Below are 22593 nucleotides of genomic sequence, written 5' to 3' on the forward strand. Positions count from 1 at the left end.
GGTCTCCTCGTGGGTGGCGACGGTCTACGGCCTCGGTGCCCCGAGCGAGAACTCGACGGTCCGTGCCTTCCGGACGGACGCGTTCATGTTGCGCTCCATCATCTGGAGGGACGCCTGCGCCAGGTCCTCGTGGATGTGTGCGACGGCGTCGTCGGGAACGGTCACCCGGAGATGGCGGATATGCGCGTCGAGGGCCGAGTACAGGACGCACTGCTCGGTGACCTGGCCGCAGAGGACCACATGGCGGACGTCCAGCTGCGAAAGGAGGTAGCTGAGCGGGGTCTCGTAGAAGATCGAGTGCCGTGCCTTCACGACGAACAGTGATGCGGCGTCCGGCAGCACGGGCTCCACCAGGTCGCGGTGCGCCCCCGCCAGGGTCGTCTCGATGATCTCGCCGTGGTGGGACCGCCATTCACCGAAGTTGTCGTTCACGTAGATCACCGGAACGCCGTCGTTCCGGGCTCGTTCGATGAGCCCCACGACGTGGGGGAGCGCCTCGCGCACGGACGGGATGAGGCGATCGGCGTCGGGGTGGTCGTAGGTGTTGAGCATGTCGATGACAATGAGGGCACTTCTGCTCATGGCCCCGCATTCTCCCCGCGTCGTCATGCCAGGCACGTGGGCGACACGGACGACGCGGCATGGCGTGAGGGCATGGACGACGCGGCACGGGGTGAACGAGGCCGCTCCCGTGCGGGGCCTGCTGCCCTACGGCATCACGCATCGGCCGCGAGTCACTGACTGCAGAGGCAGAACGGATGACCCGCCGGGTCGGCATACACACGGAATCCCCGCTCGCCGCCCTGGTCGTCGAGGTCCAGAGGCGTCGCACCGAGGGCGAGCACCTGCTCCTGCGCGTGCTCGATGTCGGTCACGTCGAAGTCCAGATGCTCCTGCTGGGAATTGCGGTCCCCCCGGGGCCACTCAGGCGGTCGGTGGTCCGCCGCCCTCTGGAAGGCGATCCGTGCGCCGCCCGGGACGTAGAGGTCGTACCAGTCCTCGTCGTACTTCCTGATCTCGCCACCGAGAACCGCCTGGTAGAAGGCAGCCAGCGACGGGGGATCGGGGCAGTCGAGGGCGACGAGGCTGTAGGTGGCGACAGGCATCTCCGGTCCTTTCGTCAGGTGCCGAGCGGAACCTACTGGGAGCGTCCCGGCTACCGGTCGTCGCGTTCCCCTGCGGCGGTGGGTCAATCATCCCGGGCGGGTGAACGGTGGGCACGTCGGGCGATGAGCACCGGACCGCGTCATCGAGAGGCTAGATTCGAACAATGAGTTCCCCGACCGGGCCCGCCGCTCAGCCGCCGAACGGCCGGCTCCTCGCAGTCAGCGATCTCCACGTCGGCATCGCCGACAACCGTCCCCTCGCCGAAGGGCTGCACCCGTCCTCCGACGAGGACTGGCTCATCGTCGCCGGGGACGTGGCGGAGCAGGCGGAGGAGGTGGAACGCACGCTGGAGCTGCTTGCCGGTCGCTTCGCCCACGTGGTGTGGACGCCCGGCAACCACGAGCTGTGGACGGTGGACAAGGACCCCGTACGCCTGCGTGGCCTCGCGCGGTACGAGCACCTCGTCCGGGTCTGCCGAGAGCTCGGTGTGACCACGCCCGAGGATCCCTTCCCCCTGTGGCAGGGTGCGGACGGCCCGGTGGCCGTGGCCCCGGTGTTCCTGCTGTACGACTACACCTTCCGGGCACCGGGAACGGCGACCAAGGAGGAGTCCCTGGCACGCGCCCATGAGGCCGGCGTCGTCTGCACCGACGAATACCTGCTGCACCCCGACCCCTATCCGACCCGGGACGACTGGTGCCGGGCGCGGGTGGAACTCACCGAACAGCGCCTGGCCGCACACGACCCGGGCATCCCCCTCGTGGTCGCCGGGCACTGGCCCCTGCTGCGCGAGCCCACCTCGGTGATGTGGTACCCGGAGTTCGCCCAGTGGTGCGGCACGGAACTCACCGCCGACTGGCACCGTCGCTTCAACGTCGCCGCCGTCGTCTACGGCCACCTCCACATCCCGCGGACCACCTGGCACGACGGCGTCCGGTTCGAGGAGGTATCGATCGGCTACCCCAGGGAGTGGCGCAAGCGAGGACACCCGCGCGGGCTGCTGCGCCAGATCCTCCCGTACGAGGGCCTGGAGCCCGAGGCCCCGGAGGGCGACGCCGCGTGATCGAACGGCTCCTTCCCGCGAACGTCGCCTGCGCGGACACCTACGAGGCGGACGGACCGCCGGGCAGCCTCTACCCGGAGGAGGCCCTGCTGGTGGCCAACAGCGTTGACAAACGCAGACATGAGTTCGCGGCGGCACGCGCCTGCGCGAGACGCGCCATGGGCGACCTCGGGCTGCCCCCGGCACCGGTGTTGCGCGGTCACCGGGGCATGCCGCTGTGGCCGGAAGGCACCGTCGGCAGCATGACGCACTGCGACGGCTACCGTGCGGCGGCGCTGGCCTGGTCGTCCGAGATACGCGCGGTCGGGATCGACGCCGAGCCGAACGAGCCCCTGCCGCCCGGCGTGTGGGAGATGATCTCGCTGCCCTCGGAACGAGCGCGGCTGTCCACGGGCGTGCACGACACGGCGGTCCACTGGGGCCGGCTGCTGTTCAGCGCCAAGGAGAGCGTCTTCAAGACCTGGTATCCGCTCACCCGGACGGAACTCGACTTCGACGAGGCAGACGTCACCTTCCGCAGCCGACCGGGAAACGCCACGGAGGGCACGTTCACCGCTGAACTCTCCCTGACCGTGCCCGGGATGCCGACGTCGTACGAGGGCAGGTGGCTGGTCGACGACGGCTTCGCGGTGACGGCGATCGTGCTCCCCGCGGACCGCGCCGCCTGACGCCGGCGGGGTGGTGCGGCTCGGCCCGGCGGGCGCCAGGGTTCGGCGACGATTCGCACGACCGCTGCCGGATCGGCTCCGTCCCTCAAGGTCCCGGCGTGTGGAAGCGCTGCTACCACTCCGAGGTAGCGTTGATACCGTTGCGGTGTTAGCGTTGCTTACGACAGGGTTCGTGGAACCGACGGCATCTCTTGCCACAGGAGCAGCGTCATGACCGATGAGCAGCACGCCACCACCACCGCACGCAGGGTTGCCCTCGTCACCGGGGGCTCGCGAGGTATCGGCCGCGAGAGTGTCGAACGGCTGGCGGCGGACGGGTTCGCGGTCGTCATCAACTACGCGGGAAACAGGACCGAGGCGGAAGCGGCGGTCGCGGCAGTCGTCGCCGCGGGCGGCGAAGCCGTCGCGCACCAGGCGGACGTCGCGGACGAGGTGGCGGTCGCCGCGCTCTTCGACACCGCGGAGGAAGCCTTCGGCGGAGTCGACGTGCTCGTTCATGCCGCCGGTGTCATGTCGCTCTCCCCGCTGGTCGACCTCGACCTGGAAGACCTGGACCGGATGTTCCGCACCAATGTCCGCGGCACGTTCGTCGTCGGCCAGCAGGCGGCCCGCCGTCTGCGCGACGGCGGGGCGATCATCAACTTCTCGAGCTCGGTCCTGGGCTTGGCCATCCCCGGATACACGGCGTACGCCGCGACCAAGGGGGCCGTCGAGGCGATGACGCTGATCCTGGCCCGTGAGCTGCGGGGCCGGGACATCACGGTCAACGCCGTCGCTCCCGGACCGACCGCCACCGCCCTGTTCCTCGACGGCAAGGACGAGGAGACAGTCGCGAGGATGGCCGCTCAGCCGCCCCTCGAGCGCCTGGGAGCCCCCGAGGACATCGCGGAGGTCGTCTCCTTCCTCGCCGGTCCCGCCCGCTGGATCAACGGCCAGGTGCTGCGTGCCAACGGGGGCATCGTCTGACCGGCCAGGCTCGCTGCGGCCGCCGATCCGCCGCCGGCGAAGGAGCGCGGCCATGAGCGGGGATGTCGTAGGTCGCCTGACCGAAGCGCTGGGAGGTGCGGCGCGGAGGGCTGTCGGTCCACGCGGCTGCCGTCGGGTGGGCCGGGCGTGCCCCTTGATAGCGTCCGTCCGATGAGTACACGAGCACGCATCCTCGAAGTCGCGGCCCGGCTGGTCGCGGAGTCCCCCGACGGGGACATCTCCACGCGCGCCGTGTGCGAGGCCGCCCAGGTCGGGGCGCCCGCCCTCTACCGGCACTTCGGGGACAAGGAAGGGTTGCTCTCGGCAGTCGTCGACCACGGCTTCGACGCCTATCTGGCGACCAAGCGGGAGAGGGGCGGGACCACCGATCCCGTCCAGGATCTCCGCGACGGCTGGGACAGTCACGTCGACTTCGCCCTACGGAACCCCAACCTCTACCGGCTGATGAACTCACCGGCGATGCGGACACCGCCGGCGGCAGCCCTCGAGTCGCACCGCATCCTGACGAGCGATCTGGAGCGGGCGGCCGAGCAGGGGAAGCTGCGCGTCGCGCCCGAGCTGGCCGCCCAGATGATCATGTCGGCCACGACCGGCGTCGCACTGATGCTGGTCTCCCGGTCCGCCACGTTCCCGGACGCCGGGGTGTCGGCGCGCGTGCGGGACGCTGTGCACGCTGCCGTCTTCACGCCGGACGTGCGGGTGAGCGAGCCGGTGGACACCGAAGTGCCCTCCGCCGCGGCCAGGCTGGGTGCGCTGCTGCGCCGGTCGCACGGAACCGGGCTCAGTACGGCCGAGTCGGCGCTGATGACGGAATGGCTCGACCGGGTGTCGAACGCGGAGCAGTGACCCGGCCGAGGGCCGGGGCGCGGCCGGGGGCAGGGGTGCGGCCGGGGGAGCGGTGCTCGCTGCTTCGCTCTCCCTCGGCCGCCGGCCCGCCTGTCACTCCTGGTTCTGTCGCTCCTGCGCGCTCGGCTCGGATTCCGCGAACTCACCGGCCATGGCCTGGGCCATGCGCAGGTGAGGGGCAGCCTCCGAGTGTCGGCCCTGACGTTCGAGGGTGCGTCCGAGCATCAGTCGCGCGTAGTCCTCGACGGGGTCGAGCTCCAGTACCTCACGCAGCTCCGTCTCGGCCTTGACGAGCCGCGCCGAGTGGTAATAGGCGCGGGCGAGCAGCAGCCGCGGCCCCACCTGCTCCGGAGCCTCCTGGACCAGGCCGCCCAGGATCCGGGCCGCCGTCAGGTACTCCTTCGCTTCGAAGAACAGCTGCGCCCGGTCCCAGCGGTCGGCGGGCGTGCCGAACTCGTAGTAGGTGTCGTTCACTTCTCCTCCTCGGCCGACATGTGTACAGCCACGTCAACACGTCGATGTAGTTAAACATTCCACTAAATTTTCGGCGTGGGGACCGGCGCTCGCCGACCGCCCGGGAATAGGTTGTGCGCCATGAGCAATCTCGATCGCCAGCCCACTCCCTCCCTCTGCGGGGGACGCGGCTTCGTCGTCGCCGAACCGGTGCGTGAGCTCCTCACCCCGCGGCGCGTCCAGCTCGGCGAGTCCACCGAGGTGCGCAGACTGCTGCCCAATCTGGGGCGCCGCATGGTCGGCGCCTGGGCGTTCGTGGACCACTACGGCCCGGACGACATCGCCGACGAGCCCGGGATGCAGGTACCGCCGCACCCGCACATGGGTCTGCAGACGGTCAGCTGGCTGCACGAGGGGGAGGTGCTGCACCGCGACAGCCTGGGCAGCCTCCAGCGGATCCGCCCACGCGAACTGGGCCTGATGACGTCCGGGAGGGCCATCAGTCACTCCGAGGAGAGCCCCGAGCCGCACGGGAGGATTCTGCACGGAGCCCAGCTCTGGGTTGCCCTGCCCGACGCCGACCGGCACGTCGAGCCGCACTTCCAGCACCACACCGACCTCCCCGCGGTCACAGCGCCCGGCCTCACGGCGACCGTGATCCTCGGCGAACTCGACGGTGCCAGGTCACCGGGGCGGGCCTACACCCCCATCGTCGGAGCGGACCTGACCCTGGCGGACGGCGCCGAGGCCCGGCTGCCACTGGATCCCGGCTACGAGTACGCCGTGCTGTCGATGTCCGGAGAGGCCGAGGTCGACGGTGTTCCGGTTCTGCCCGGCTCGATGCTCTACCTCGGCTGCGGCCGCAGCGAACTGCCGCTGCGCGCCACCTCCGACGCGGGGCTGATGCTCCTCGGCGGCGAGCCGTTCGAGGAGGAGATCATCATGTGGTGGAACTTCGTGGCCAGGACCCAGGACGAGATCAGGCAGGCCCGCGAGGACTGGATGACCGGTGATCGGTTCGGTGCCGTACATGGCTACGACGGTGCACCGCTCCCTGCGCCGGCACTGCCCGATGTGCCCCTGAAGCCGCGTGGACGTGTGCGCTGAGCTGAGGGTTCTCGCGGGTTCTACGCTTTCGAGGCGCGCCCGATCATGTCTGCGTCGTACGGTGGGCGGGGGAGTGCGGAAGCGGCTGACAGCGCCTCAGGGGAAGTCCTCCGCTGGACCCGTTCCCATCTGCGCCAGCGTCCGATCGTGTCTGCCAGGACGGATGCTGTCCTTCCTGATTGAGTATCAGGTACGTCAGCGGCTCCCGCCGCCCGTCCAAGTGGCCGTGGCCTGCCGTGATGATTCCGCAGCCCTCAGGCAGAGCCGCCGATCGTCAGCTCGACCCCGTCTCCCGTTCGGGCGAACTCCCGGATCAGCCACTTGCGCCCGGCGATGCGAGTACCGGCGCCGGTGGTGTAGGCCGGGACGGTGAGCACGGGGTCCGCCGGGTCTTCGATGCGCAACTCTGCCTCGACGACCACGTCGTCGGAGAGGCGCAGGTCCAGGTCGACCGGCCATGGGTCTGCCGCGAAGGCATGGAGGTCCGGAAGCCCTGTGACCCGGCAACGGGCACCAGGAAACAGGTGAGTGTGGCCGCATACAGCCAGATAGGTATCCGAATCGGTCGGTCCGGTGGAGGGCTTGGACATGAGGGAGCTCCGGGTGTGCGAGTGCCGACGGTCCCTGGGCAGTCTGGCGTCCTGAGCGGCCGAGCTTCGGCTTCCGCACCCGCGCTGCTCCGCCGGTCACCCTGTCGGAGGCGGACCATGTGGTTGGCCGCCTGCGACTTCCCCGGGCAGCTGACCGGTGAGTCGGCGCGCAGGTACACCGTGACGGCCGCGATGATGTCCTCCGACCAGCGGATGACCAGGTCGCGGAACTGCGCGGGGAAACCGGCGACGTGATGCTCGTGGACAGGGATGTGACGGCCCATTGAACTGCTCGGGCACCGATCGATGAGTCTCGGGTCGTATGGAGGTCACCACCTGCAGGACCTCCGGTAGACGTACGCGCGCACCCTGAGGAGACTGGCATGGCAAAGCTCATCTACTCGATGATCACCTCCCTCGACGGCTACGCCGAGGCTGCGGAGGGCGACCTCGGCGCCGGGGCCGAGGATCAGGAGGTGCATACCTTCGTCGGAGACCTCTTCCGCCCCGTCGGCACGTACCTCTACGGCCGGCGGATGTACGAGACGATGGTCTACTGGGAGACCGCGCACACCGAGCCGGGCCAGCCGCCGCACATCCTGCAGTACGCCCGCGACTGGCAGGCGGCGGAGAAGGTCGTCTACTCCACGACGCTCAAGTCGGTGTCCAGCGCGAGAACCAGGATCGAGCGGACCTTCGACCCGGAGGCGGTGCGCAAGCTCAAGGCCGAGGCCGATCACGACCTCACCGTCGACGGACCGAACCTGGCGGCCCAGGCGATCGCAGCCGGCCTGGTGGACGAGTACCACCTGTTCATCACCACGAGCGTGGTCGGTGGCGGCAAGCGATTCTTCCCCGACGGCGTGCGCCTCGATCTCGACCTGGTCGAGGAGCGTGCCTTCGACAGCGGACTGATCTACGCGCGCTACCGGACCGCTGCTGAGCCGCTCCGGTAGGTCTCCCTGCCGGCTGCCGAGCCGGGGCAGCCGGTGAGTGCGGGCGCGGGAGACCGCCGCGACAGGCTACTCGGAGACCTGTTCGCGGATCATGCTTGGCATCCGGGCGGACTTCACGGAGGCGGTGCGGTCTACGCCGGCATCGGCGATCCCACCTTTTGGTGCCCGTACGTACTGGCGCGGCAGCCGATGCCGCCAGGGAATTTCCAGGACTTCGGCAACTGGTCGAAGTCCTCGACGTGGACCTGCATGTGGGCACCGCGCGCGCCGCCATTGCCGACACCCGACCGCTGTCACCCAGTGCGCCGACAGCTGTGAGCTCTCGGTGGCCGCACGCCGTCCCTCAGGCGTATACCACCTCGAAGACGGGCTCGTCGAGTATCAACTGACGCGACCGGGACCGGCGCTGCGACTGTCCTCGGACCGATTCAGCCCGATCGACCGTCACCCGGGCCGGGAAGAAACCCTGCGCGTCTGCCTGCGTAATCGCTGCGACAGAAGGCTGACCGCGGCCGAGCTCCACCTTCACCCCGACAGCCTCGACTACCGGCTTGCCGAGGCGTGCGGGTTCGACGCGACCGACCCCGGGCAGCATGCCCTCGCCCGTACCGCCATGTGCGCACGAGACGTCGCCGCCCACCGGGCCGGCGGACGAGCCTGAGTCGCCCGCCCCGACGCCTACCGGCTCACGCCTCCGACCGAGCGTGCGTCGGCGGACGGTGATGGTCCGGTGAACCGTTTACGTGACCGGGGTCAGGGGAGTGGGGAGTGGTGGAGAACTTGGGGCCGCTGCGCCACAGCTGCCCCAAGAGCGCGCGCCAGTTCTTCGGGCAGCTGTGCCGTGGCGGCTTCCCCCGTCGTCCTAGTTGAACGGGTCCAGTGTGATGTACGCCTGCTGAGGGTCGCCGTCGTGCACCAACGACTCGTGTGCCCCGACATCGTCGAACGCGAAGCCGTAGGCCTTGCCGTCGGCCATCTGGGCGTGGATCTTGGCGGAGTAGTGGTTGGTGACCCCGTCCTTGTAGAAGTTCGCGTTGTTCGCGTCGGGCTGGTTGGGGTTGCTCAGCAGCGTCGACCGGTTGTATCCGGCGCACAGCGTGCGTGAGATGGGCCCGCGGACCAGGTCGTTGGGGGCGTCGAGGAGTTTGTAGCAGCCGAAGATGCTGTCGGAGTCAGGCTTCTGGAAGCTGGTGACGACCGCCCCGGAACTGTTGGTGAAGTTCATGGTGTTGCCCTGGACCCGGCCGAAGTACTTCGTGTTCGGCTGGTCCTTGAACGGCTGGACGGTCAGCGTCTGCGAGGAGTACTTGCTCCATACCCGGTTGACGTAGTCGTTCATGACGGAGGCCGGCAGTGCCCCCGCCTCGATGCCGTGGCCAGGGGCGAGCGCCCGCAGGATCGTGCCGTCGGAGCGGGTCCTGATCAGCCCGCCCCAGCCGCCGGGCTGGCTGCGCAGGGAGTCGAAGAACGCCTTGTAGCCGCCGGGCTTGAGGTGACCGGTGGTCAGGGTGGTGCCGTTCGGGCGCTTCACTCCGACCGCATACGGCGCGGAGAACATGTCGACCTGCGTGCTGTTGATCCACAGCCCGGCGTCGTTGAGCGTGTACTCGGTCCAGTTGAAGAGGATATTCGCGTTCGGGTCGCTCGGGTTCTGGACCGCAGGCTGCACCAGACCGCCGGTGGTGAGCTTGAAGACGAGCTTCTGCCCGTAGGAGAAGTAGACCCGGCCGGAGAACTTCGGCATCCGGATCGTCTTCGACTGTCCGTTGGCCGGGCCCGCGATCGACGCGTCGGGAGCGGGAGTCGGCGGGTTGCCGCCGACGGGCCACGGATGGAAGGTGCCGTTCGCGTCGGCCCAGCCCTGGCGCCCGGACGAGAGCTCGGTACCGATCACGTAGACGTGCACCTGCTCGCCGCGCCCGGAGCTGTTGGTCAGCGTGAGCGGGATGGTGGCGGGGACGGCAGCCGCCTCGGTGGCGGCGGTGACCTGGGTGACGACGAGGCAGCCGCCGGCCAGCGCGAGCGCAGCGACCAGGGCGGCAGGTCTGCGGCGGGAGCGGTGGGTGGGTCGAGCGGAAGGAAAGGTGGCAGACAAGCTCTTCTCCTCATCGGGAAGGGCGTGCGGTGGGGGTAGCTCGTGCGAGCCCTCTCGAAGGGATGATGAGAGCGCTCTCAAGAGGCTGATTGGAGCGTATCGATCGGTCAGGGACGCGTCAACGTCCTGGTCTGGACCATCGCGATTCCCTCGCGAACGGTAGCGAGAGCGCGGGCGTCGGGCGGCCGGCCGGGTGATGATCCCCGCGTCCGCTGCGAGGCTTCGCCCCCACTCCGCCAAGACAGCCTCGTTGTCGGCGTTCCAAGGTCGGCTCGCAGTCCACAGCTCGTTCCAGACCTCCACCACGTCGAAGCCCCGGAAGGGGAACATGAAGTCGCCTGACAGATAGGGCGCATGCGGGTGTGCGCGGACGCGGTGCTGATTGTGGACGGGACACTGGCACCCACACGCGACCACAGTCGCCGAGCAGTCGAAGAACTATCGCTACTCGACCAACCACCAGGTGGTCATCGACGCCGACACACGCTTGGTTGTGGTGGTCGGCCGGCCTCCGCCGGGGAACCGCAACGACTGCCGGGCATGGGCCGAGTCCGGTGCCAAGCAGGCAGTCGGCGGCACTACAACGATCGCGGACGGTGGCTACCTGGGCGCCGGGCTGATCATGCCGCACCGCCGACGCAAGGGCGAGGAACTGCCGACCGGAAGCAGGCTCACAACAAGAGCCATAAACGGGTCCGCGCCCGCGTCGAGCACGCCTTCGCCCGTATGAAGACCTGGAAGATCCTGCGCGACTGCCGCCTGAGAGGAGACGGTGTGCGCCACGCGATGCACGGCATCGCACGCCCACCCAACCTCACTCTCACCGGCTAACTCCCGCCGCATGCGGGACCTGAGAGGTCCAGGGGAGAGGGCTCGCCGCGTCGCAGTCTCCGAGGAGATTCAGTCGAGGCAGAACTCGTTGCCCTCGATGTCCTGCATCACAATGCAGGACTCGTTCTCTCCATCGGCACGCATCGTGCGTACATGTGTCGCGCCGAGCGCGACAAGCCGTGCGCATTCGGACTCGAGTGCGAACAGGCGCTCCTCCCCCACGAGTCCCAGGCCGGCCCGCACGTCGAGATGCACGCGGTTCTTGACCATCTTCCCCTCGGGAACGCGCTGGAAGAGCACGCGGGGCCCGGCACCCGAGGGATCGCTGCACCCGAAGTAGACGACCTGCTCCTCCGTCGGCAGCGAACGGTCGTGCTCCTCCCAGGTGGCGAACCCCTCCGGGACCGGAGGTACGACGTACCCAAGGACTTCGCACCAGAATGCGGCGAGGCGCGTGGGTTCCGCGCAGTCGATGGTCACCTGGAGCTGCTTGATCATTGACATCGGCGCACGATAGCAGGGTCCCTGCTCATCTCCCCAGGTGGGAAGGTTCGCACGTTACCGGGAGGAGGGCCCCGATTATCCGCTGCTGTGTAGTACGGCGGGGGTGAACCGAGGTCGGTGCCTTTCCAAGAAGGGGAGACTTGGGAAGCGATCCCGGCCAGCCACTCGCGTGCTGCCAAAGATCAGTTACGGGACAACCCTTCGGGACGATCCAGATTGTTCTGCAGCAGTCACGCCCGCAGATCCTGGGGGAGGGGGAGACCCATCCGTTCCTCGGCGGCCGCGAGCATCTGTTCCGTAGCGGGCCCAGGCAGATCCTCGTGATCGACCGGGGCGTGCTGCTCCAGCAGATTCATCACGCGGGACCAGCTCTCCACCACACTCATTCCCCTCTGCCCTTCTTCACGGATGCTTTCTGCGGCTGCGCCACCAAGCCTCCTGCCCCCACCCGCACACCCAGGTTCTTGGTTGGTCCGCCACGGAACAGCGGCCGTGTCCTACGTGGTTCCCGCAAGCAGCTCAGGGCAGCGCCCATGGCCAGGCTTCTGCTCCGCCGGTCACCGTCCACGTGCGGGATCTTGAGGTCACAAGCTGCCCATGGCAGGCTCATGTCGCATGATCGATGACTTCGCGAAGGGCAACCTGCACGGGAGACTGCGACGGGACCGCGAGGCTCTGCTCTGGAAACTCGACGGCCTGTCCGAATACGATGCCCGCCGACCTTTGACCGCGACCGGGACCAACCTCCTCGGCCTGGTCAAACACGTGGCCGGTGTCGAGGCCAGGTACTTCGGCGAGGTCTTCGGTCGGCCGTCTCCTGAACCGCTGTCCCGGTGGCAGGACCACGACGGCAGCGATCTGTGGGCGGCTGAGGATGAGGCGCGCGATCAGATTCTCGATTCCTACCGGCGCACGTGGGAACACTCGGACGCGACGATCAACGAGTTTGCCCTCGATGCCCCCGGCCATGTGCCGTGGTGGCCGGAGCCCTATTCCAGTACGAACCTGTTCGCCATCCTGGTCCATGTCCTCGGTGAGACCAACCGTCATGCCGGGCACGCCGACATCCTGCGTGAAGGCGTCGACGGCCGAACCGGGATGCGCCCCGAACACGAGATGCAGATCGATGAGGACGCACGCACCGCCTACTGCGCGAAGATCGAGCAGGCCGCCAGATCGGTCTCATCAGGCACGGCATAGAAGGCTGTCCCACGTGACTGGGTGTTCGAGCGGAATGATGCCAGCCGTGCGTGCTGATCCGTCGAAGCGCTTCGGTTCCGATGAACTCGAGTAGCTGCTCGCCCCGCTACTGCCGTCGTTCGCGGCCCCACCGTAAGAGTGAGTCGTGTTCACCGTAGAGGTGTAGTTGCTGACCAGAGGCTGTGCCTGGTGGTATCTGCCGCCGACGTTCGGCGCGTCCTCCGCCACCACGCTTCGCCCCTTCACGGGACCGAGGTCGGCCTGTGGTGCTCACTGCAGGAGGCAGTGCTGGACGGACTTGGGGACCACGACGGCGCAGGCCCGTCAAACTCCGTGCGCCTGAGGTGTACTTCTCCGCCGAACACCTCAGCCGATTGCGCGAGCGTGGGCTCGTCGCGCGCATCGCGCGGCCGGCCATCGAGTCCGGTGAACGCCTCGGTCGGCACGGTCAATTGCCTGGCTCTTCGGCTGCCGCCGCCGGGGACCATCCGATACGTACGAAAGGGCTCGCACTCCTCGGCGCGGCCGCTGCCCTGCTTGTACGGCAAGACTGCGACTCCTCTGAGGGCCGCGTACGTGCGTGCCGTCGACGGCACGGTCGTCCCCCTCCACCAGCCCGACCGCCCGCAGCTCGGGAGGAATTGTCAGACTCCGTCGATTGAGCAGGGGCTTCAGGACGGTGCCTGCGTTGGGTGTGTGGCGTCGTAGCTGTTTCGGTTGTCGTTGATCTCCTGGCGGTGTGTGGTGGCCCATTCTCCGAGAGCGACGACGGATTCCAGTAGTGTCGCGCCGAGTCCGGTGAGCGTGTAGTCCACACGTGGGGGAACGCTGGGGTGGACGGTACGGGTCAACAAGCCATCGCGTTCAAGTTGGCGCAGTGTCAGCGTGAGCATGCGCTGGGAGATGCCGTTTACGGTTCGGTGCAGTTCACCGAAGCGCAGGGTGCGGTCGCGGAGTTGCCCAATGATCAGGATGCTCCACTTGCTGCCGATCAACCCGAGGATCTGGAGCACCTGCCTGCACGCTTCCTCATCCGGCTCGCTGCCGGTGCCTTCTGTCGGAGGCTGCGTGGAGCTTCGGTGCTGCGGGGCGGGGGAAATGTTCCTGCTAGGCGCCAACGGTTACCTCCGTGTGTGTCACCGACATAAATGTGCCGTCTTGCCGCGGCCCTCCCAGTAACAAATCATGGGGCCACTCACAAACAGTAAGTGACCGGCGCGGAGTCGAGGTAGCACCGCTCCGATCGCGGTGATCGGAGAGGCTTCTTCGTGGTGAAGACGCTCGTTGTTGTCGGTGCCGGCCCGGGGCTGGGGATGGGGGTGGCTCGTGCGTTCGGCCTCAAGGGATTCCAGGTCGGGTTGATCGCCCGTACCAAGGAGAAGCTGGACACCCTGGTCAGTGAGCTGACCGAACTGGGTATCACCGCTGCCGCGTTTCCCGCCGATATCCGTCATCGTGACGCGCTCACCACCGCCCTCGGTGCGGCCAGGGACATGCTGGGACCGATCGACGTGCTCGAGTACAGTCCCAGCCCGACCGGGCCCATCACCCATGCCGCACAGACCACGGTCGACTCCGTCGCCGCGCAGTTCGAGCTGCATGTACTGGGCGCGGTCACGGTCGTGGGCCAGGTGTTGCCGGAGATGCTGGCCCGTGGAGAGGGTGCGCTGCTGCTGACCACCGGCGTCTCCTCGACGGTCCCCGCAGCCTTTCTGGCCAACGTGGGCATGGCCATGGCCGGCCTGCGCAATTGGGCACACACTCTGCACGCTGAACTCACGCCGCAGGGAATCTACGTGGGCACGGTGACGATCGCTTCCGGGGTCGTCCCCGGCGGCGGCGAGGCCGACCCTGACGCCATCGGCGCCCGCTACTACAGCATGTATGAGCAGCGCAACCGCGTCGAAGAGGTTATCGGCGACCTGGATGCTTTCCGCTCTCTCGTCGCCAGGACAGGTGGGTGCGAAACTCCGGCCAGACCTGTCAGCACAGCACGCTAGTGCCGCATCCTCGCCGTGGGGATAGGGCAGCGGGAGGACCTCGCTGATCATCGGGGACTTGCGGCACCAGGGCGGCAGGATCGCCGAGGAGAACCGCTTGCGCTCGCCGGTGGACACATCGATCCGCTTGTCGGGTTGAAGGAGGGTGCCCCTGGGTGCGGGAAGTCGTGACAGGCTCACCGAATGGATCAGACATGTGACGGCCCTCCCGCTGATCGAGAGCTCCTCGACTTCGCTGTCGACCTGGCCGCGCGGGCCGGCCAGGTATCCGCGCAGGGTTTCTTCGGAGAGTGGGGGAGCCGCCGTAAGGAAGACGGCAGTGAGGTCACCGAAATCGACCTCGCAGTCGAAGAGCTGGTCAGGGACGAGTTGGCCCGCCATATGCCGGAGGACGGCATCTAGGGTGAGGAGAAGGGCTCGACCGCCGGGGTGTCAGGGAGACGATGGATCATTGACCCCATCAACGGCACCACGTCGTTCACCCGCCGGTGGCCACTGTTCTCGAACGACATCGCCTACGAGGACGAGTACGGTCCCGCTGTCGGGGTGATCAACATGCCCATGAGCCGACAGATGGTCGTAGCCGGGCGGGGCCTGGGCTGCTGGGTGCTGACCGGGGAGAGCCCGGCCCTGAAGTCGGGCCACCGCGCCCGAGTCACCCGGCGGACCAGCGCGCGCGGAGCGAGGACTCAGGCACTCAATCCGGCCGGCTGGCCGGAGGAACTCCTCACCGCTCTCCACCGTCAGGTGTTCCTGATGGCATCGATGGGCTGCATCGTTGACCTTGTCACCGGCCGCGCGGACGCCGTCGTGATCGCTGGCCCGCCCATGGGTTACGAGGACGTGGCGCCCATGCCCGTCATCGTGTCGGAAGCCGGCGGCCGGGTGACGGACCTCAGCGGCGGACCCGTGCTGGAGGGAGACATGACGGTGCCGGCCACCAACGGCCTACTCCACGAGGCCATCCTGGCCCTGGTCAACGGCCTGCCGCACAGCCGCGACCTGTATGCACTCGACGACGGCGTGTAACTCGACAGGGCGCCGGCGCTGATGTTCATTCTGAACTGGTCAGTAAATCGCCGAGAATGGAGGCGATCGCATCCACCGCCTCCTGCAGGCCGAGCGGGTGCAGTGTTCCGGGGACAAGAGGCGTGGTCCAACCCGGGCCGACGGTGAGCACCGCCGGGTGGCGGCGTGCCCCCCTCACACCCCAGGTCATCTGCGCGACGTGCTGGGCCAACGGGCGGCTCTCGGTCGGCCGCGACTGTGCCCAGAGGACGACCACGCTCGGGCCCGTCCTGCGGACAGCCGCCAACAAGGACTCGGCGGGCAGGGCGGCACCGAACATGCGTACAGGCAGTCCCTGCTCGTCGAGCGCGGCGGAGAGGGCCTCCAGAGGCAGGGTGTGAATGTCACCGGGGACACAGGCGAGGACCACCGGATCCGCAGTGGATGCTTCATCAGGGACGACCTGGCGGCGGTGCAGGGCACTGGAGACGTGCCACGACAGCAGGTGCTCCACCTCGATGTACCTCTCGCCCGAGCTCTCCCACTTCCGCCCGACGGCTCTCAGTGTGGGCACGAGAACCTCTGTCCAGGCCTCTACGAGGCCGTGCCCGGTGATCACGGACTCCAGGATCCTGTCCACCGCCTGCGAGTCCAGACGCAGCGCCGCTCGGGCGAGCCCTTTGCACTCCACCCGGGGGTTTCCCCGTCGCAGCCTGCTTCCGGCCCGGTCGTGTGGAGCGGAGCGCCGAGTTGCAGGTGGGGGCCGACGAGCGGATGGGGTGCTGGGCACCCCTTCTGCACCAGGACCTCCACGCTTCGGCGGGGTGGGCGTTTCGGCGGCGGCCACGCGGGCGGCTTCAGCCGGCGGCACGCCCGAGTTCGTGAGAGCGCACATGCGCTCGAGGAGCGCCAGATCCGCGCTGCCCCACCGGCGGTGAGTGCCACCCTCATGGGCGGCGGGCCCGATGCCGTACCTCCGGTCCCATGAGCGCAGGGTCGTCGGCGCGACGCCGAAGCGACGGGCCACTGCGCCGGTGGTGAGGCCACCCTTTCTGGGCGGCGAGTCGTCGGTACCCTCCACACCTCCACCGTACGATGCGCGATCGGTGCACGCGGGCTTCGGCGATCTCAGCCGCCCTTGATTGATTCCGCTGCGCCATCGAGCGAACACACGGAGCCATGGCGGCGCATCGAGGCCGCCCGGCGCGACCAGCCATGTATGACTGGAAGAGTCCGTTCGGGACAGGGCGCCGCACCGGTGGCCTAACTGCTGGAGAGGGGATGCATGGTGCACTGGAAAGTGGCGTTCGATGCCGGCCGTCCGGAAGGCGGCACGTGTTCCCATGTCGGGGACGACGTGCCGGACGTGCCTCCGACGAGCACCGTCGGATGTGAGGACTGCCTGAGAGAGGGCACCCGCTGGGTGCACCTGCGCTCCTGCCTGGCCTGTGGTCATGTCGGCTGCTGCGACAGCTCGGCCCGGAAGCATGCCGCGTCGCATGCCGAGCACGCGAAGCACGCGCTGGCCCGGTCGCTCGAGAAGGGTGAGACATGGGCGTGGTGCTACGAGGACGACGTCTTCCTCACCCCTGACCGAGGCTGATGGACCACCCGCAGCCGGGCCGCGGGCCGGGACGCCGCAGGTGCCATGGATGCGGTGCGCCCCCATCGGTGTGGCTTGCCGCTGCCGCTGCCGGTCAGAAGGCGTAACGGACTCGCATCCAGGGGGCATGGGTGCCGATGAGGGCGCGCATGGTCTCCACACCCGAGGCTTTGATGCCATCGCGGTACCGCACGTTCCAACTCTCGTTCTGCGAGCGCTTCGGCTGCTGGAGGTCCGGGCGCCAGAGGGTGTCCTCGGCTCGGGGATGCCACGCCATGTTGACCTCGTGCAGCTCTCTGTTGTGAGTCAGCATGATGACCTCGGCCGAGGCCTGCCCCTTCACCCGTTGCGGCAGGACGTCGTCCAAGTGGCGCAGCAACTCTGTCCAGGCCTGCACCCAGCCGGGTCTGATGACGACGGGGGACAGGTTGAAGTGCACTTCGTAGCCGGCATCGAGGAAGTCCGCGGCGGCGGCGATCCGGTCCTCGACGGGGCTGGTGCGGATGTCGAGAAGCCGCGAGTCGTCAGGGGGCATCACGGAGAACCGGACGCGGGTCCGGCCTCTGGGCTCGAGGAGCAGCAGGTCCGGGTTGACGAACTTGGTGGCGAACGACGCCTTGGCGGTGGGCCACCGGGAGAAGGCGTGCACCAGATCGGCGGTGTTGTCGCTGATCAGTGCGTCGACCGAGCAGTCGTTGTTCTCGCCGATGTCGTAGACCCAGGCGTCGGGGTCGCACTGATTGGGTTCCCGCTTGGGGCCTTGGCCGACGACGTGGTGCCCGATACGCGAGATGATGCGGTCGATGTTGGTGAAGACGGTGATGGGGTTGGCGAAGCCCTTCCGCCGGGGAACGTAGCAGTACGAACAGGCCATGGCGCACCCGTTGGCCGCTCCGGGAGCGATCCAGTCAGCCGAGCGGCCGTTGGGTCGGACGGTCAGGGTCTTCCGTTCGCCCAGAACCAGGACCGTGCGCTTGATCCGCACCCAGCGTTCGGCGTTCCCCTCGTTGCCGTGAAGCTGGGGAATGCGCCAGTGGGAGTCGGCGTGCACCACCTCGGCGTCGGGGAACGCCGCGAGGATCTGCCTGCCCCGCGGTGACAGGGCGGACCTGGGCTCCGCGTGGATCCGCCGCACCGACAGCATCCGCCGGGCCTCGGGGGAGCTGCGGAACGCGGATCCCGGCGTCGTGCGCCCGGGGCCGACCGGAATGTCATCGAGGCCGAACAGTGCCTCAGGACCGTCGTCGTCCGGCAGGGCGGACGGGTAGGACCAGCTCATACCTCTCCTGAGTCCGCCGAGTCGTTCACCACTCTAAGCCGAAGCTCGGACGGAACCCGCGCTGCGCGCTTCCCCAGCCATGCGGGGGTGTGGCTCAGCGGGGCGGCTTTCATCCGGAGTACGGACCTCGACGCGGTTGCCGCGCCGAGGTCCGGCTGCTCCGTCGGATCGACGACCGAGCGCGTCCGGCTGGTGAGCCGCCGTGAGCGGTCAGTCACGCCGGCGGTTGACCTTGTTGGCGACCAGGACACCAGTCACCGTTATCGCGCCGACTGCTGCTGCCCAGGCGAGCCACTGGTCGGAGAAGTTCGTCGTGGCGGCAGCGGCGCCGCTCCCTCCTCCGCGGACGGCGTTCGGCGCCGACTCCTCAGTGCTGAGCGTCTGAGTCGCCAGAGCCAGGTTCTTGTCCTCGGCGCTGCCCCATGCGTACACGACGTTGCTCGTGCCTTCCTTCAGATTCAGATCGGCCGGGCCGATCGCCACGGTGCTCGTGCCGGCGAGTACGACATCGGCGCTCACCGTGCCCGCCTTCACCTCGGTGGTGTCCTCCTTCGGGTTCTCCAACCCGGTGAAGACCGGCTGACCGTCCGCGCGTACGTCGACCGCGGGGGCGGCAGCGACATGACGCACCGTCAGGCGTGACTCGCCGGCGTCCACCTTCGACACGTCGTTGACGAAGGCCGTCAACTGAGGTTTGCCGCCGGCGCTGAGGTGGGCGGCGACCGTGGCGTTCGCACCGTCGGGCACCTTGATCTTCTTCTCCAGGGCCGGCGTCCCGTCGGGGCTCTGGCCGGCTTCGAAGATCTGGATGTCATAGGTGCCGGCATCGAGAGCCTGCGGGTCGGTCACCGTTCCGGGTTTGAAGTCGCTGAGCAACTCGTCGCCGTTGGCGTAGACGTCGACGGTCATTCCGGGGATGCCGTGGAAGACGGACACCATGGCCTTGTCGTCCTCGGCCGCGGAAGCCGCGGTGGCGGGTGCGGCGATCCCCAGTGCCAGGCCACAGACACCGGCTGCGGCGGCGATCGAGAGGGGGGTTCGAGAGATCATCAGGATCATCCTTTTCGGGCTGGTTCTTCGCAGAGCGCGAAGCCTCGCTCCATTCCCCGGCCGGGTGCCGCAGTGGATGTGCGGGCGGCGCCTCCAGCCACGCGCGAAGACCTGGGCCCATCTGCCGGTCGCGTCCATGTGGCGGACCGTGGGGAGTCGTGCGCGTACTCCAGTCTGGCGACGGACGAAAACGGGTGCAACACGCGTCGTTTGTGCGTCGTACGGCGGACGCACGACGACGGGACGTGTAGGCCGGGGCGACGAAGCGGTGCGACGCTGCGCCGGGCGGGCTGCCCACCGGCGAGCGCTGACCTGATCTGAGGGCCGCTACGCTTCCTCCGTGATCAAGGGCGGGGACGGAGAGCAACTCGATGGCGATCCCGGGGCGCGGGGCTGGGACGCCACGCGCTCCTGGGTGGAGAAGCGACTCGGTGACGGGCAACGGATACAAGCCGTCGAGCGTCTGCGCGGTGGGTGGACGTCGGACATGCGCAAACTTCGCGTCGAGGGCCCGGAGGGTCGTGAGCACCTGGTGCTGCGGTCCTTCGTGAAGCCCTTCTGGGTCCGGCACGCAGACGGTCTGCTGTCCCGCGAAGCCGGGGTTCTGCGTCTGCTCGAGGGGACGGACGTGCCTGCGGCGACGCTCGTGGACGTGGACCCGACCGCGATGCACTGCGACCACCCGTCCCTGCTGATGTCGTTGTTGCCCGGGTCCGTCCGGCTGGACGACCGTGACGCCGAGCGCCGGGCCGATGCGCTCGCCGAACACCTGGTGCGCATCCATCAGGTCGACGTCTCGGCCGGCACGAGGCCGCGGGCCTGGCAGGCATGGACGTCGCCGGAGCGGGTGACGCTCCCGCCGTACACGGCGCGTCCGGAGCTCTGGCACCGGGCCGTTGACGTGATCCGGCAGGATCCGCCCGCCGCGCGTCCTTGTTTCCTGCACCGGGACTTCCATCCGGGCAACGTCCTCTTCCAGGGCGAGGGGGACGACGTCCGCATCAGTGGGGTGGTCGACTGGGTGGAGACCTCGTGGGGACCCGCCGACCTCGATGTCGCTCACTGCTCGACGGCCCTGTCCCTGCTCCACGGTGTTCCTCTGGGGATGACCTTCGCGGACCGGTATGCAGCCGCCGGCGGGCGTCTCGCCGAGGAGCGTGCGGCGCACTTGTACTGGCGGATCATCGACGCTCTGGCCTTCGCCCCGGACGCGGAGAAGGTCGCCGTCCCCTGGCGTGAACTCGGCCGCACGGATCTGACCCCCGATCTTCTGAGCAGCAGGATCGAGGACTACCTCCACGCTCTGTTCGCACGCTACGCGTAGATTGCGGAGACCCGCGGCCTCCGGAGGCGGAGGCTCGCGCCGGGAGGGACCCGGGTTCCTGCGTGTGGCACGTCCAGTCGCCCGCCTCGGCCAGTGGACCATTCGTCAACTCGGAGCTCACGGTGGGGTGTCACCACGGGTGCGCTCCTTTCGGCGTACGTCCTCGAGGTCGCCGAGCCGGTCCATCTGCTGTACCGCTCGTGAGGTCCGGTGATTGCTCGCGAGCCGATCCCGGTGCCGGTCGACGAAGGTCCAGTAGCCCGTGGTGTAGGGGCAGGCGTGTTCGCCGGTCCGGTCACCGGGCTTGTACGCGCATGCCCCGCACAAGTCGCTCATACGGTTGATGTAGGCGCCGCCCGACGTGTAGGGCTTGGTCGTCATCCTGCCGCCGTCCGCGTACTGGGACATACCGATGACGTTGGGGACCATGACCCAGTCGTAGCCGTCCACGAAGCTGCGGTGGAACCAGTCGGTGAGTTCGGCGGGGTCCCAGCCCCGTTGGAGCGCGTACCCGCCCAGGACCATCAGCCGGGGGATGTGATGGGTCCACCCGGTGTCGCGCACCTGAGCCAGGACGGTCCGCAGGCAGTGCGCGTGGACGGCGTCCGCGTCCAGGTCATTCCACCAGCCGGGTAGCGGGGCGGCGTGCCGCAGGACGTTGGAGTGCCGGTATTCCTCGCCGAAGTACCAGTAGAGCTGCCACACGTACTCCCGCCAGCCGGCGACCTGCCGGATGAACCCCTCCACGCTGTTGATCGGCGCCCGGCCGGCCCGCCACTCCTCTTCCGCTCGTTCCACGCATTCGGCGGGGTCGAGGAGGCCGAGGTTGAGCGAGGTCGACAGGAGGCTGTGGCTCATGACCGGGTCGGCGGCGAGCATGGCGTCCTCGTACGGGCCGAAGGCGTTCAGCCGGTGTGAGAGGAAGCGCTTCAGAGCTGCCCGGGCCTCGGCGCGGGTCGCCGGGAACCGGCGAGGCCCGTCACGCCCGACGAAGGACACGTCACCGTCCTTCTCCCAGCGGTCGAGGTCGCGTCGGACCTCGTCGTCGATGGCGTCCTCGCGGGGCCGGTAGGGCCGGCCGACGGGGAGAGTGGCGCTCCCGCGCGGCGGGCGCTCCCGGTTGTCGTGGTCGTGGTTCCAACGGCCGCCCGCCGGCTGGTCGCCGTCCATCAGCAGATCGTGGTCGCGCCGGAGCCAGCGGTAGAAGTCCTCCTGACGCAGACTCTTCCCGCCGTGGCCGTCCGCCCACGACGAGAAGTCCTCCATGGGCACCAGGAACCCGCGCGCAGGCAGGACGGACACCTGCGGAAGAGCACGCACCAGGCCGGCAGCCGCGAACGAGGTCGGGTGGTACACGGTGACAGGGCGTCCACCGGCCGCCTTCTCCAGGCCGGCCCGGTAGGTGTCGGCGCGCACATAGGTCAGGCGGTCACCGAGCTCCGCCGCGCGGTGGCGCATCGCGGACAGGATCAGATGGGCCTTGGCCCGGTGGAAGCGGCGTCGCCGGAACACCGACCGTGCCTCGATCATGAGTAGAGGGGTGTCGCGACCGGGCCCGTCACCGTCACCCGCAGTGAGGAAGTGAGGGCCGAGCTGGTCGCCGAAGAGCCAGTGCATGACGTGTGCCTCCCCAGTCGCAGCCCGCGGCGTGCTCCCAGTGTGCTGCCGGTCGGTGAGGTCGAAAAGCGGAGCGGGACAGCCGGGTGAGGCGCGTCGGTCGGTCGGCAGCGGTCCGGGCGACTGCCCCGGTGCCCGGACGGAGGGAGCCGGGACCGGGTAGCGATTGGCTGGTGTGGGCATGCTGCAGCCAGGCGGAGCAGTGCCGACGATCGGGGGCTGGACGTGCACGGAAGGTTCAGGTACAAGCTCGGACGATCTGCGGACGCGTTCGGGTATTACCTCCACGGTCCCAGTGCGTTCGT

General features: G+C 68.6%; 25 protein-coding genes and 3 pseudogenes. 16 read left to right on the forward strand and 12 right to left on the reverse strand.

Annotated elements, in window-relative coordinates; translation table 11 throughout:
- Positions 1-24: 24 nt before the first annotated feature.
- Entirely contained in the window at positions 25-582 is a 558-nt protein-coding gene (locus OG488_RS36410) for an isochorismatase family cysteine hydrolase (RefSeq protein ID WP_329237284.1), read from the reverse strand.
- Positions 583-734: 152 nt separating this feature from the next.
- The gene (locus OG488_RS36415; RefSeq protein WP_329237287.1) at positions 735-1106 is read right to left on the reverse strand and encodes a VOC family protein; all 372 of its coding nucleotides are present in this window, start codon (positions 1104-1106) and stop codon (positions 735-737) included.
- 164 nt (positions 1107-1270) lie between these two features.
- On the opposite strand from OG488_RS36415, the gene OG488_RS36420 reads away from it, so the two are divergent.
- The 4 genes from OG488_RS36420 (at position 1271) to OG488_RS36435 (ending at position 4671) form a co-directional block, all read left to right on the forward strand.
- Positions 1271-2170 carry a metallophosphoesterase family protein gene (locus OG488_RS36420; protein ID WP_329237290.1) on the forward strand — a complete coding sequence of 300 codons (900 nt, stop codon included), beginning with the start codon at positions 1271-1273 and terminating at the stop codon, positions 2168-2170.
- On the forward strand, positions 2167-2838 hold the full coding sequence (locus OG488_RS36425) for a 4'-phosphopantetheinyl transferase family protein (RefSeq protein ID WP_329237292.1): 672 nt from the start codon (positions 2167-2169) through the stop codon (positions 2836-2838). Before OG488_RS36420 ends, OG488_RS36425 begins: the two co-directional genes overlap by 4 nt.
- A gap of 210 nt (positions 2839-3048) precedes the next feature.
- The gene (locus OG488_RS36430) at positions 3049-3804 is read left to right on the forward strand and encodes an SDR family oxidoreductase (RefSeq protein WP_329237296.1); all 756 of its coding nucleotides are present in this window, start codon (positions 3049-3051) and stop codon (positions 3802-3804) included.
- Positions 3805-3975: 171 nt separating this feature from the next.
- Positions 3976-4671: a TetR/AcrR family transcriptional regulator gene (locus OG488_RS36435; protein ID WP_329237299.1), complete on the forward strand. Its 696-nt coding sequence runs from the start codon at positions 3976-3978 to the stop codon at positions 4669-4671.
- 93 nt (positions 4672-4764) lie between these two features.
- Here OG488_RS36435 and OG488_RS36440 read toward each other — a convergent pair whose 3' ends face one another.
- Positions 4765-5145 (reverse strand): tetratricopeptide repeat protein, encoded by a 381-nt coding sequence (locus tag OG488_RS36440; protein WP_329237302.1) that lies wholly within the window; start codon positions 5143-5145, stop codon positions 4765-4767.
- 120 nt (positions 5146-5265) lie between these two features.
- Here OG488_RS36440 and OG488_RS36445 point away from each other — a divergent pair, with 120 nt between their 5' ends.
- Positions 5266-6231, forward strand: coding sequence for a pirin family protein (locus OG488_RS36445; RefSeq protein ID WP_329237305.1), 966 nt, complete (start codon positions 5266-5268; stop codon positions 6229-6231).
- A 254-nt stretch (positions 6232-6485) separates the two neighbouring features.
- On the opposite strand, the gene OG488_RS36450 is transcribed toward OG488_RS36445, so the two are convergent.
- Positions 6486-6821 carry a hypothetical protein gene (locus OG488_RS36450; protein WP_329237308.1) on the reverse strand — a complete coding sequence of 112 codons (336 nt, stop codon included), beginning with the start codon at positions 6819-6821 and terminating at the stop codon, positions 6486-6488.
- A 117-nt stretch (positions 6822-6938) separates the two neighbouring features.
- Between OG488_RS36450 and OG488_RS36455 the strand changes: the two genes are divergently transcribed.
- The 3 genes from OG488_RS36455 (at position 6939) to OG488_RS39360 (ending at position 8438) form a co-directional block, all read left to right on the forward strand.
- Complete coding sequence (locus tag OG488_RS36455) at positions 6939-7076, forward strand: hypothetical protein (protein ID WP_329237311.1); 138 nt, start codon at positions 6939-6941, stop codon at positions 7074-7076.
- Between the two features lie 128 nt (positions 7077-7204).
- Positions 7205-7777: a dihydrofolate reductase family protein gene (locus OG488_RS36460; RefSeq protein ID WP_329237314.1), complete on the forward strand. Its 573-nt coding sequence runs from the start codon at positions 7205-7207 to the stop codon at positions 7775-7777.
- Positions 7778-7868: 91 nt separating this feature from the next.
- A complete protein-coding gene (locus OG488_RS39360) occupies positions 7869-8438 on the forward strand; it encodes a helix-turn-helix domain-containing protein (protein ID WP_443074261.1) in 570 nt (189 codons plus the stop codon).
- A gap of 201 nt (positions 8439-8639) precedes the next feature.
- Here OG488_RS39360 and OG488_RS36465 read toward each other — a convergent pair whose 3' ends face one another.
- Positions 8640-9872, reverse strand: a complete 1233-nt coding sequence (locus OG488_RS36465) for a glycoside hydrolase family 64 protein (RefSeq protein ID WP_329237316.1) — start codon at positions 9870-9872, stop codon at positions 8640-8642.
- Positions 9873-10335: 463 nt separating this feature from the next.
- Here OG488_RS36465 and OG488_RS39365 point away from each other — a divergent pair.
- Positions 10336-10500: pseudogene (locus OG488_RS39365) on the forward strand (IS5/IS1182 family transposase); the annotation flags it as partial.
- Positions 10473-10703, forward strand: a pseudogene (locus OG488_RS39370) (transposase); the annotation flags it as partial. The pseudogenes OG488_RS39365 and OG488_RS39370, both read left to right, overlap by 28 nt.
- Before the next feature lie 69 nt (positions 10704-10772).
- Here OG488_RS39370 and OG488_RS36475 read toward each other — a convergent pair.
- Together OG488_RS36475 and OG488_RS36480 are read right to left on the reverse strand one after the other, a co-directional pair.
- The gene (locus tag OG488_RS36475; protein WP_329237319.1) at positions 10773-11207 is read right to left on the reverse strand and encodes a VOC family protein; all 435 of its coding nucleotides are present in this window, start codon (positions 11205-11207) and stop codon (positions 10773-10775) included.
- A gap of 230 nt (positions 11208-11437) precedes the next feature.
- A complete protein-coding gene (locus OG488_RS36480) occupies positions 11438-11593 on the reverse strand; it encodes a hypothetical protein (protein WP_329237322.1) in 156 nt (51 codons plus the stop codon).
- Positions 11594-11822: 229 nt separating this feature from the next.
- On the opposite strand from OG488_RS36480, the gene OG488_RS36485 reads away from it, so the two are divergent.
- Positions 11823-12407 carry a DinB family protein gene (locus OG488_RS36485; RefSeq protein ID WP_329237325.1) on the forward strand — a complete coding sequence of 195 codons (585 nt, stop codon included), beginning with the start codon at positions 11823-11825 and terminating at the stop codon, positions 12405-12407.
- A gap of 671 nt (positions 12408-13078) precedes the next feature.
- Here OG488_RS36485 and OG488_RS36490 read toward each other — a convergent pair.
- Entirely contained in the window at positions 13079-13420 is a 342-nt protein-coding gene (locus OG488_RS36490) for a winged helix-turn-helix transcriptional regulator (RefSeq protein WP_329237327.1), read from the reverse strand.
- 255 nt (positions 13421-13675) lie between these two features.
- Here OG488_RS36490 and OG488_RS36495 point away from each other — a divergent pair, with 255 nt between their 5' ends.
- The 3 genes and pseudogenes from OG488_RS36495 to OG488_RS36510 all read left to right on the forward strand — a co-directional run.
- A complete protein-coding gene (locus OG488_RS36495) occupies positions 13676-14407 on the forward strand; it encodes an SDR family NAD(P)-dependent oxidoreductase (protein WP_329237329.1) in 732 nt (243 codons plus the stop codon).
- A 183-nt stretch (positions 14408-14590) separates the two neighbouring features.
- Complete coding sequence (locus OG488_RS36505; protein WP_329237332.1) at positions 14591-14809, forward strand: hypothetical protein; 219 nt, start codon at positions 14591-14593, stop codon at positions 14807-14809.
- Between the two features lie 15 nt (positions 14810-14824).
- Positions 14825-15436: pseudogene (locus tag OG488_RS36510) on the forward strand (inositol monophosphatase family protein); the annotation flags it as partial.
- Between the two features lie 25 nt (positions 15437-15461).
- Here the strand turns inward: OG488_RS36510 and OG488_RS36515 are convergent.
- A complete protein-coding gene (locus OG488_RS36515) occupies positions 15462-16496 on the reverse strand; it encodes a MerR family transcriptional regulator (RefSeq protein WP_329237334.1) in 1035 nt (344 codons plus the stop codon).
- 204 nt (positions 16497-16700) lie between these two features.
- On the opposite strand from OG488_RS36515, the gene OG488_RS36520 reads away from it, so the two are divergent.
- A complete protein-coding gene (locus tag OG488_RS36520; RefSeq protein ID WP_329237337.1) occupies positions 16701-17018 on the forward strand; it encodes a UBP-type zinc finger domain-containing protein in 318 nt (105 codons plus the stop codon).
- A 94-nt stretch (positions 17019-17112) separates the two neighbouring features.
- Here the strand turns inward: OG488_RS36520 and OG488_RS36525 are convergent, their stop codons facing one another.
- Positions 17113-18297, reverse strand: a complete 1185-nt coding sequence (locus OG488_RS36525) for a spore photoproduct lyase family protein (RefSeq protein WP_329237338.1) — start codon at positions 18295-18297, stop codon at positions 17113-17115.
- Positions 18298-18507: 210 nt separating this feature from the next.
- Positions 18508-19347 carry a DUF4397 domain-containing protein gene (locus OG488_RS36530; protein WP_329237339.1) on the reverse strand — a complete coding sequence of 280 codons (840 nt, stop codon included), beginning with the start codon at positions 19345-19347 and terminating at the stop codon, positions 18508-18510.
- A 343-nt stretch (positions 19348-19690) separates the two neighbouring features.
- Here OG488_RS36530 and OG488_RS36535 point away from each other — a divergent pair, with 343 nt between their 5' ends.
- Entirely contained in the window at positions 19691-20671 is a 981-nt protein-coding gene (locus OG488_RS36535) for a phosphotransferase family protein (RefSeq protein WP_443074284.1), read from the forward strand.
- Positions 20672-20788: 117 nt separating this feature from the next.
- Here the strand turns inward: OG488_RS36535 and OG488_RS36540 are convergent, their stop codons facing one another.
- Complete coding sequence (locus OG488_RS36540; protein WP_329237341.1) at positions 20789-22288, reverse strand: cryptochrome/photolyase family protein; 1500 nt, start codon at positions 22286-22288, stop codon at positions 20789-20791.
- Positions 22289-22593 lie beyond the last annotated feature (305 nt).

This window comes from Streptomyces sp. NBC_01460, from assembly GCF_036227405.1.
In the GTDB taxonomy this organism is placed as follows: Bacteria; Actinomycetota; Actinomycetes; order Streptomycetales; family Streptomycetaceae; genus Streptomyces.

What these genes read in the sequence shown, in the direction of transcription:
- OG488_RS36410 (WP_329237284.1), bottom strand. Translation starts at nt 582, where the DNA reads ATGAGCAGAAGTGCCCTCATTGTCATCGACATGCTCAACACCTACGAC.
- OG488_RS36415 (WP_329237287.1), bottom strand. Translation starts at nt 1,106, where the DNA reads ATGCCTGTCGCCACCTACAGCCTCGTCGCCCTCGACTGCCCCGATCCC.
- OG488_RS36420 (WP_329237290.1), top strand. Translation starts at nt 1,271, where the DNA reads ATGAGTTCCCCGACCGGGCCCGCCGCTCAGCCGCCGAACGGCCGGCTC.
- OG488_RS36430 (WP_329237296.1), top strand. Translation starts at nt 3,049, where the DNA reads ATGACCGATGAGCAGCACGCCACCACCACCGCACGCAGGGTTGCCCTC.
- OG488_RS36435 (WP_329237299.1), top strand. Translation starts at nt 3,976, where the DNA reads ATGAGTACACGAGCACGCATCCTCGAAGTCGCGGCCCGGCTGGTCGCG.
- OG488_RS36445 (WP_329237305.1), top strand. Translation starts at nt 5,266, where the DNA reads ATGAGCAATCTCGATCGCCAGCCCACTCCCTCCCTCTGCGGGGGACGC.
- OG488_RS36450 (WP_329237308.1), bottom strand. Translation starts at nt 6,821, where the DNA reads ATGTCCAAGCCCTCCACCGGACCGACCGATTCGGATACCTATCTGGCT.
- OG488_RS36455 (WP_329237311.1), top strand. Translation starts at nt 6,939, where the DNA reads ATGTGGTTGGCCGCCTGCGACTTCCCCGGGCAGCTGACCGGTGAGTCG.
- OG488_RS36460 (WP_329237314.1), top strand. Translation starts at nt 7,205, where the DNA reads ATGGCAAAGCTCATCTACTCGATGATCACCTCCCTCGACGGCTACGCC.
- OG488_RS39360 (WP_443074261.1), top strand. Translation starts at nt 7,869, where the DNA reads ATGCTTGGCATCCGGGCGGACTTCACGGAGGCGGTGCGGTCTACGCCG.
- OG488_RS36475 (WP_329237319.1), bottom strand. Translation starts at nt 11,207, where the DNA reads ATGTCAATGATCAAGCAGCTCCAGGTGACCATCGACTGCGCGGAACCC.
- OG488_RS36480 (WP_329237322.1), bottom strand. Translation starts at nt 11,593, where the DNA reads ATGAGTGTGGTGGAGAGCTGGTCCCGCGTGATGAATCTGCTGGAGCAG.
- OG488_RS36485 (WP_329237325.1), top strand. Translation starts at nt 11,823, where the DNA reads ATGATCGATGACTTCGCGAAGGGCAACCTGCACGGGAGACTGCGACGG.
- OG488_RS36505 (WP_329237332.1), top strand. Translation starts at nt 14,591, where the DNA reads ATGGATCAGACATGTGACGGCCCTCCCGCTGATCGAGAGCTCCTCGAC.
- OG488_RS36520 (WP_329237337.1), top strand. Translation starts at nt 16,701, where the DNA reads ATGGTGCACTGGAAAGTGGCGTTCGATGCCGGCCGTCCGGAAGGCGGC.
- OG488_RS36525 (WP_329237338.1), bottom strand. Translation starts at nt 18,297, where the DNA reads ATGAGCTGGTCCTACCCGTCCGCCCTGCCGGACGACGACGGTCCTGAG.
- OG488_RS36530 (WP_329237339.1), bottom strand. Translation starts at nt 19,347, where the DNA reads ATGATCTCTCGAACCCCCCTCTCGATCGCCGCCGCAGCCGGTGTCTGT.
- OG488_RS36540 (WP_329237341.1), bottom strand. Translation starts at nt 22,288, where the DNA reads ATGCACTGGCTCTTCGGCGACCAGCTCGGCCCTCACTTCCTCACTGCG.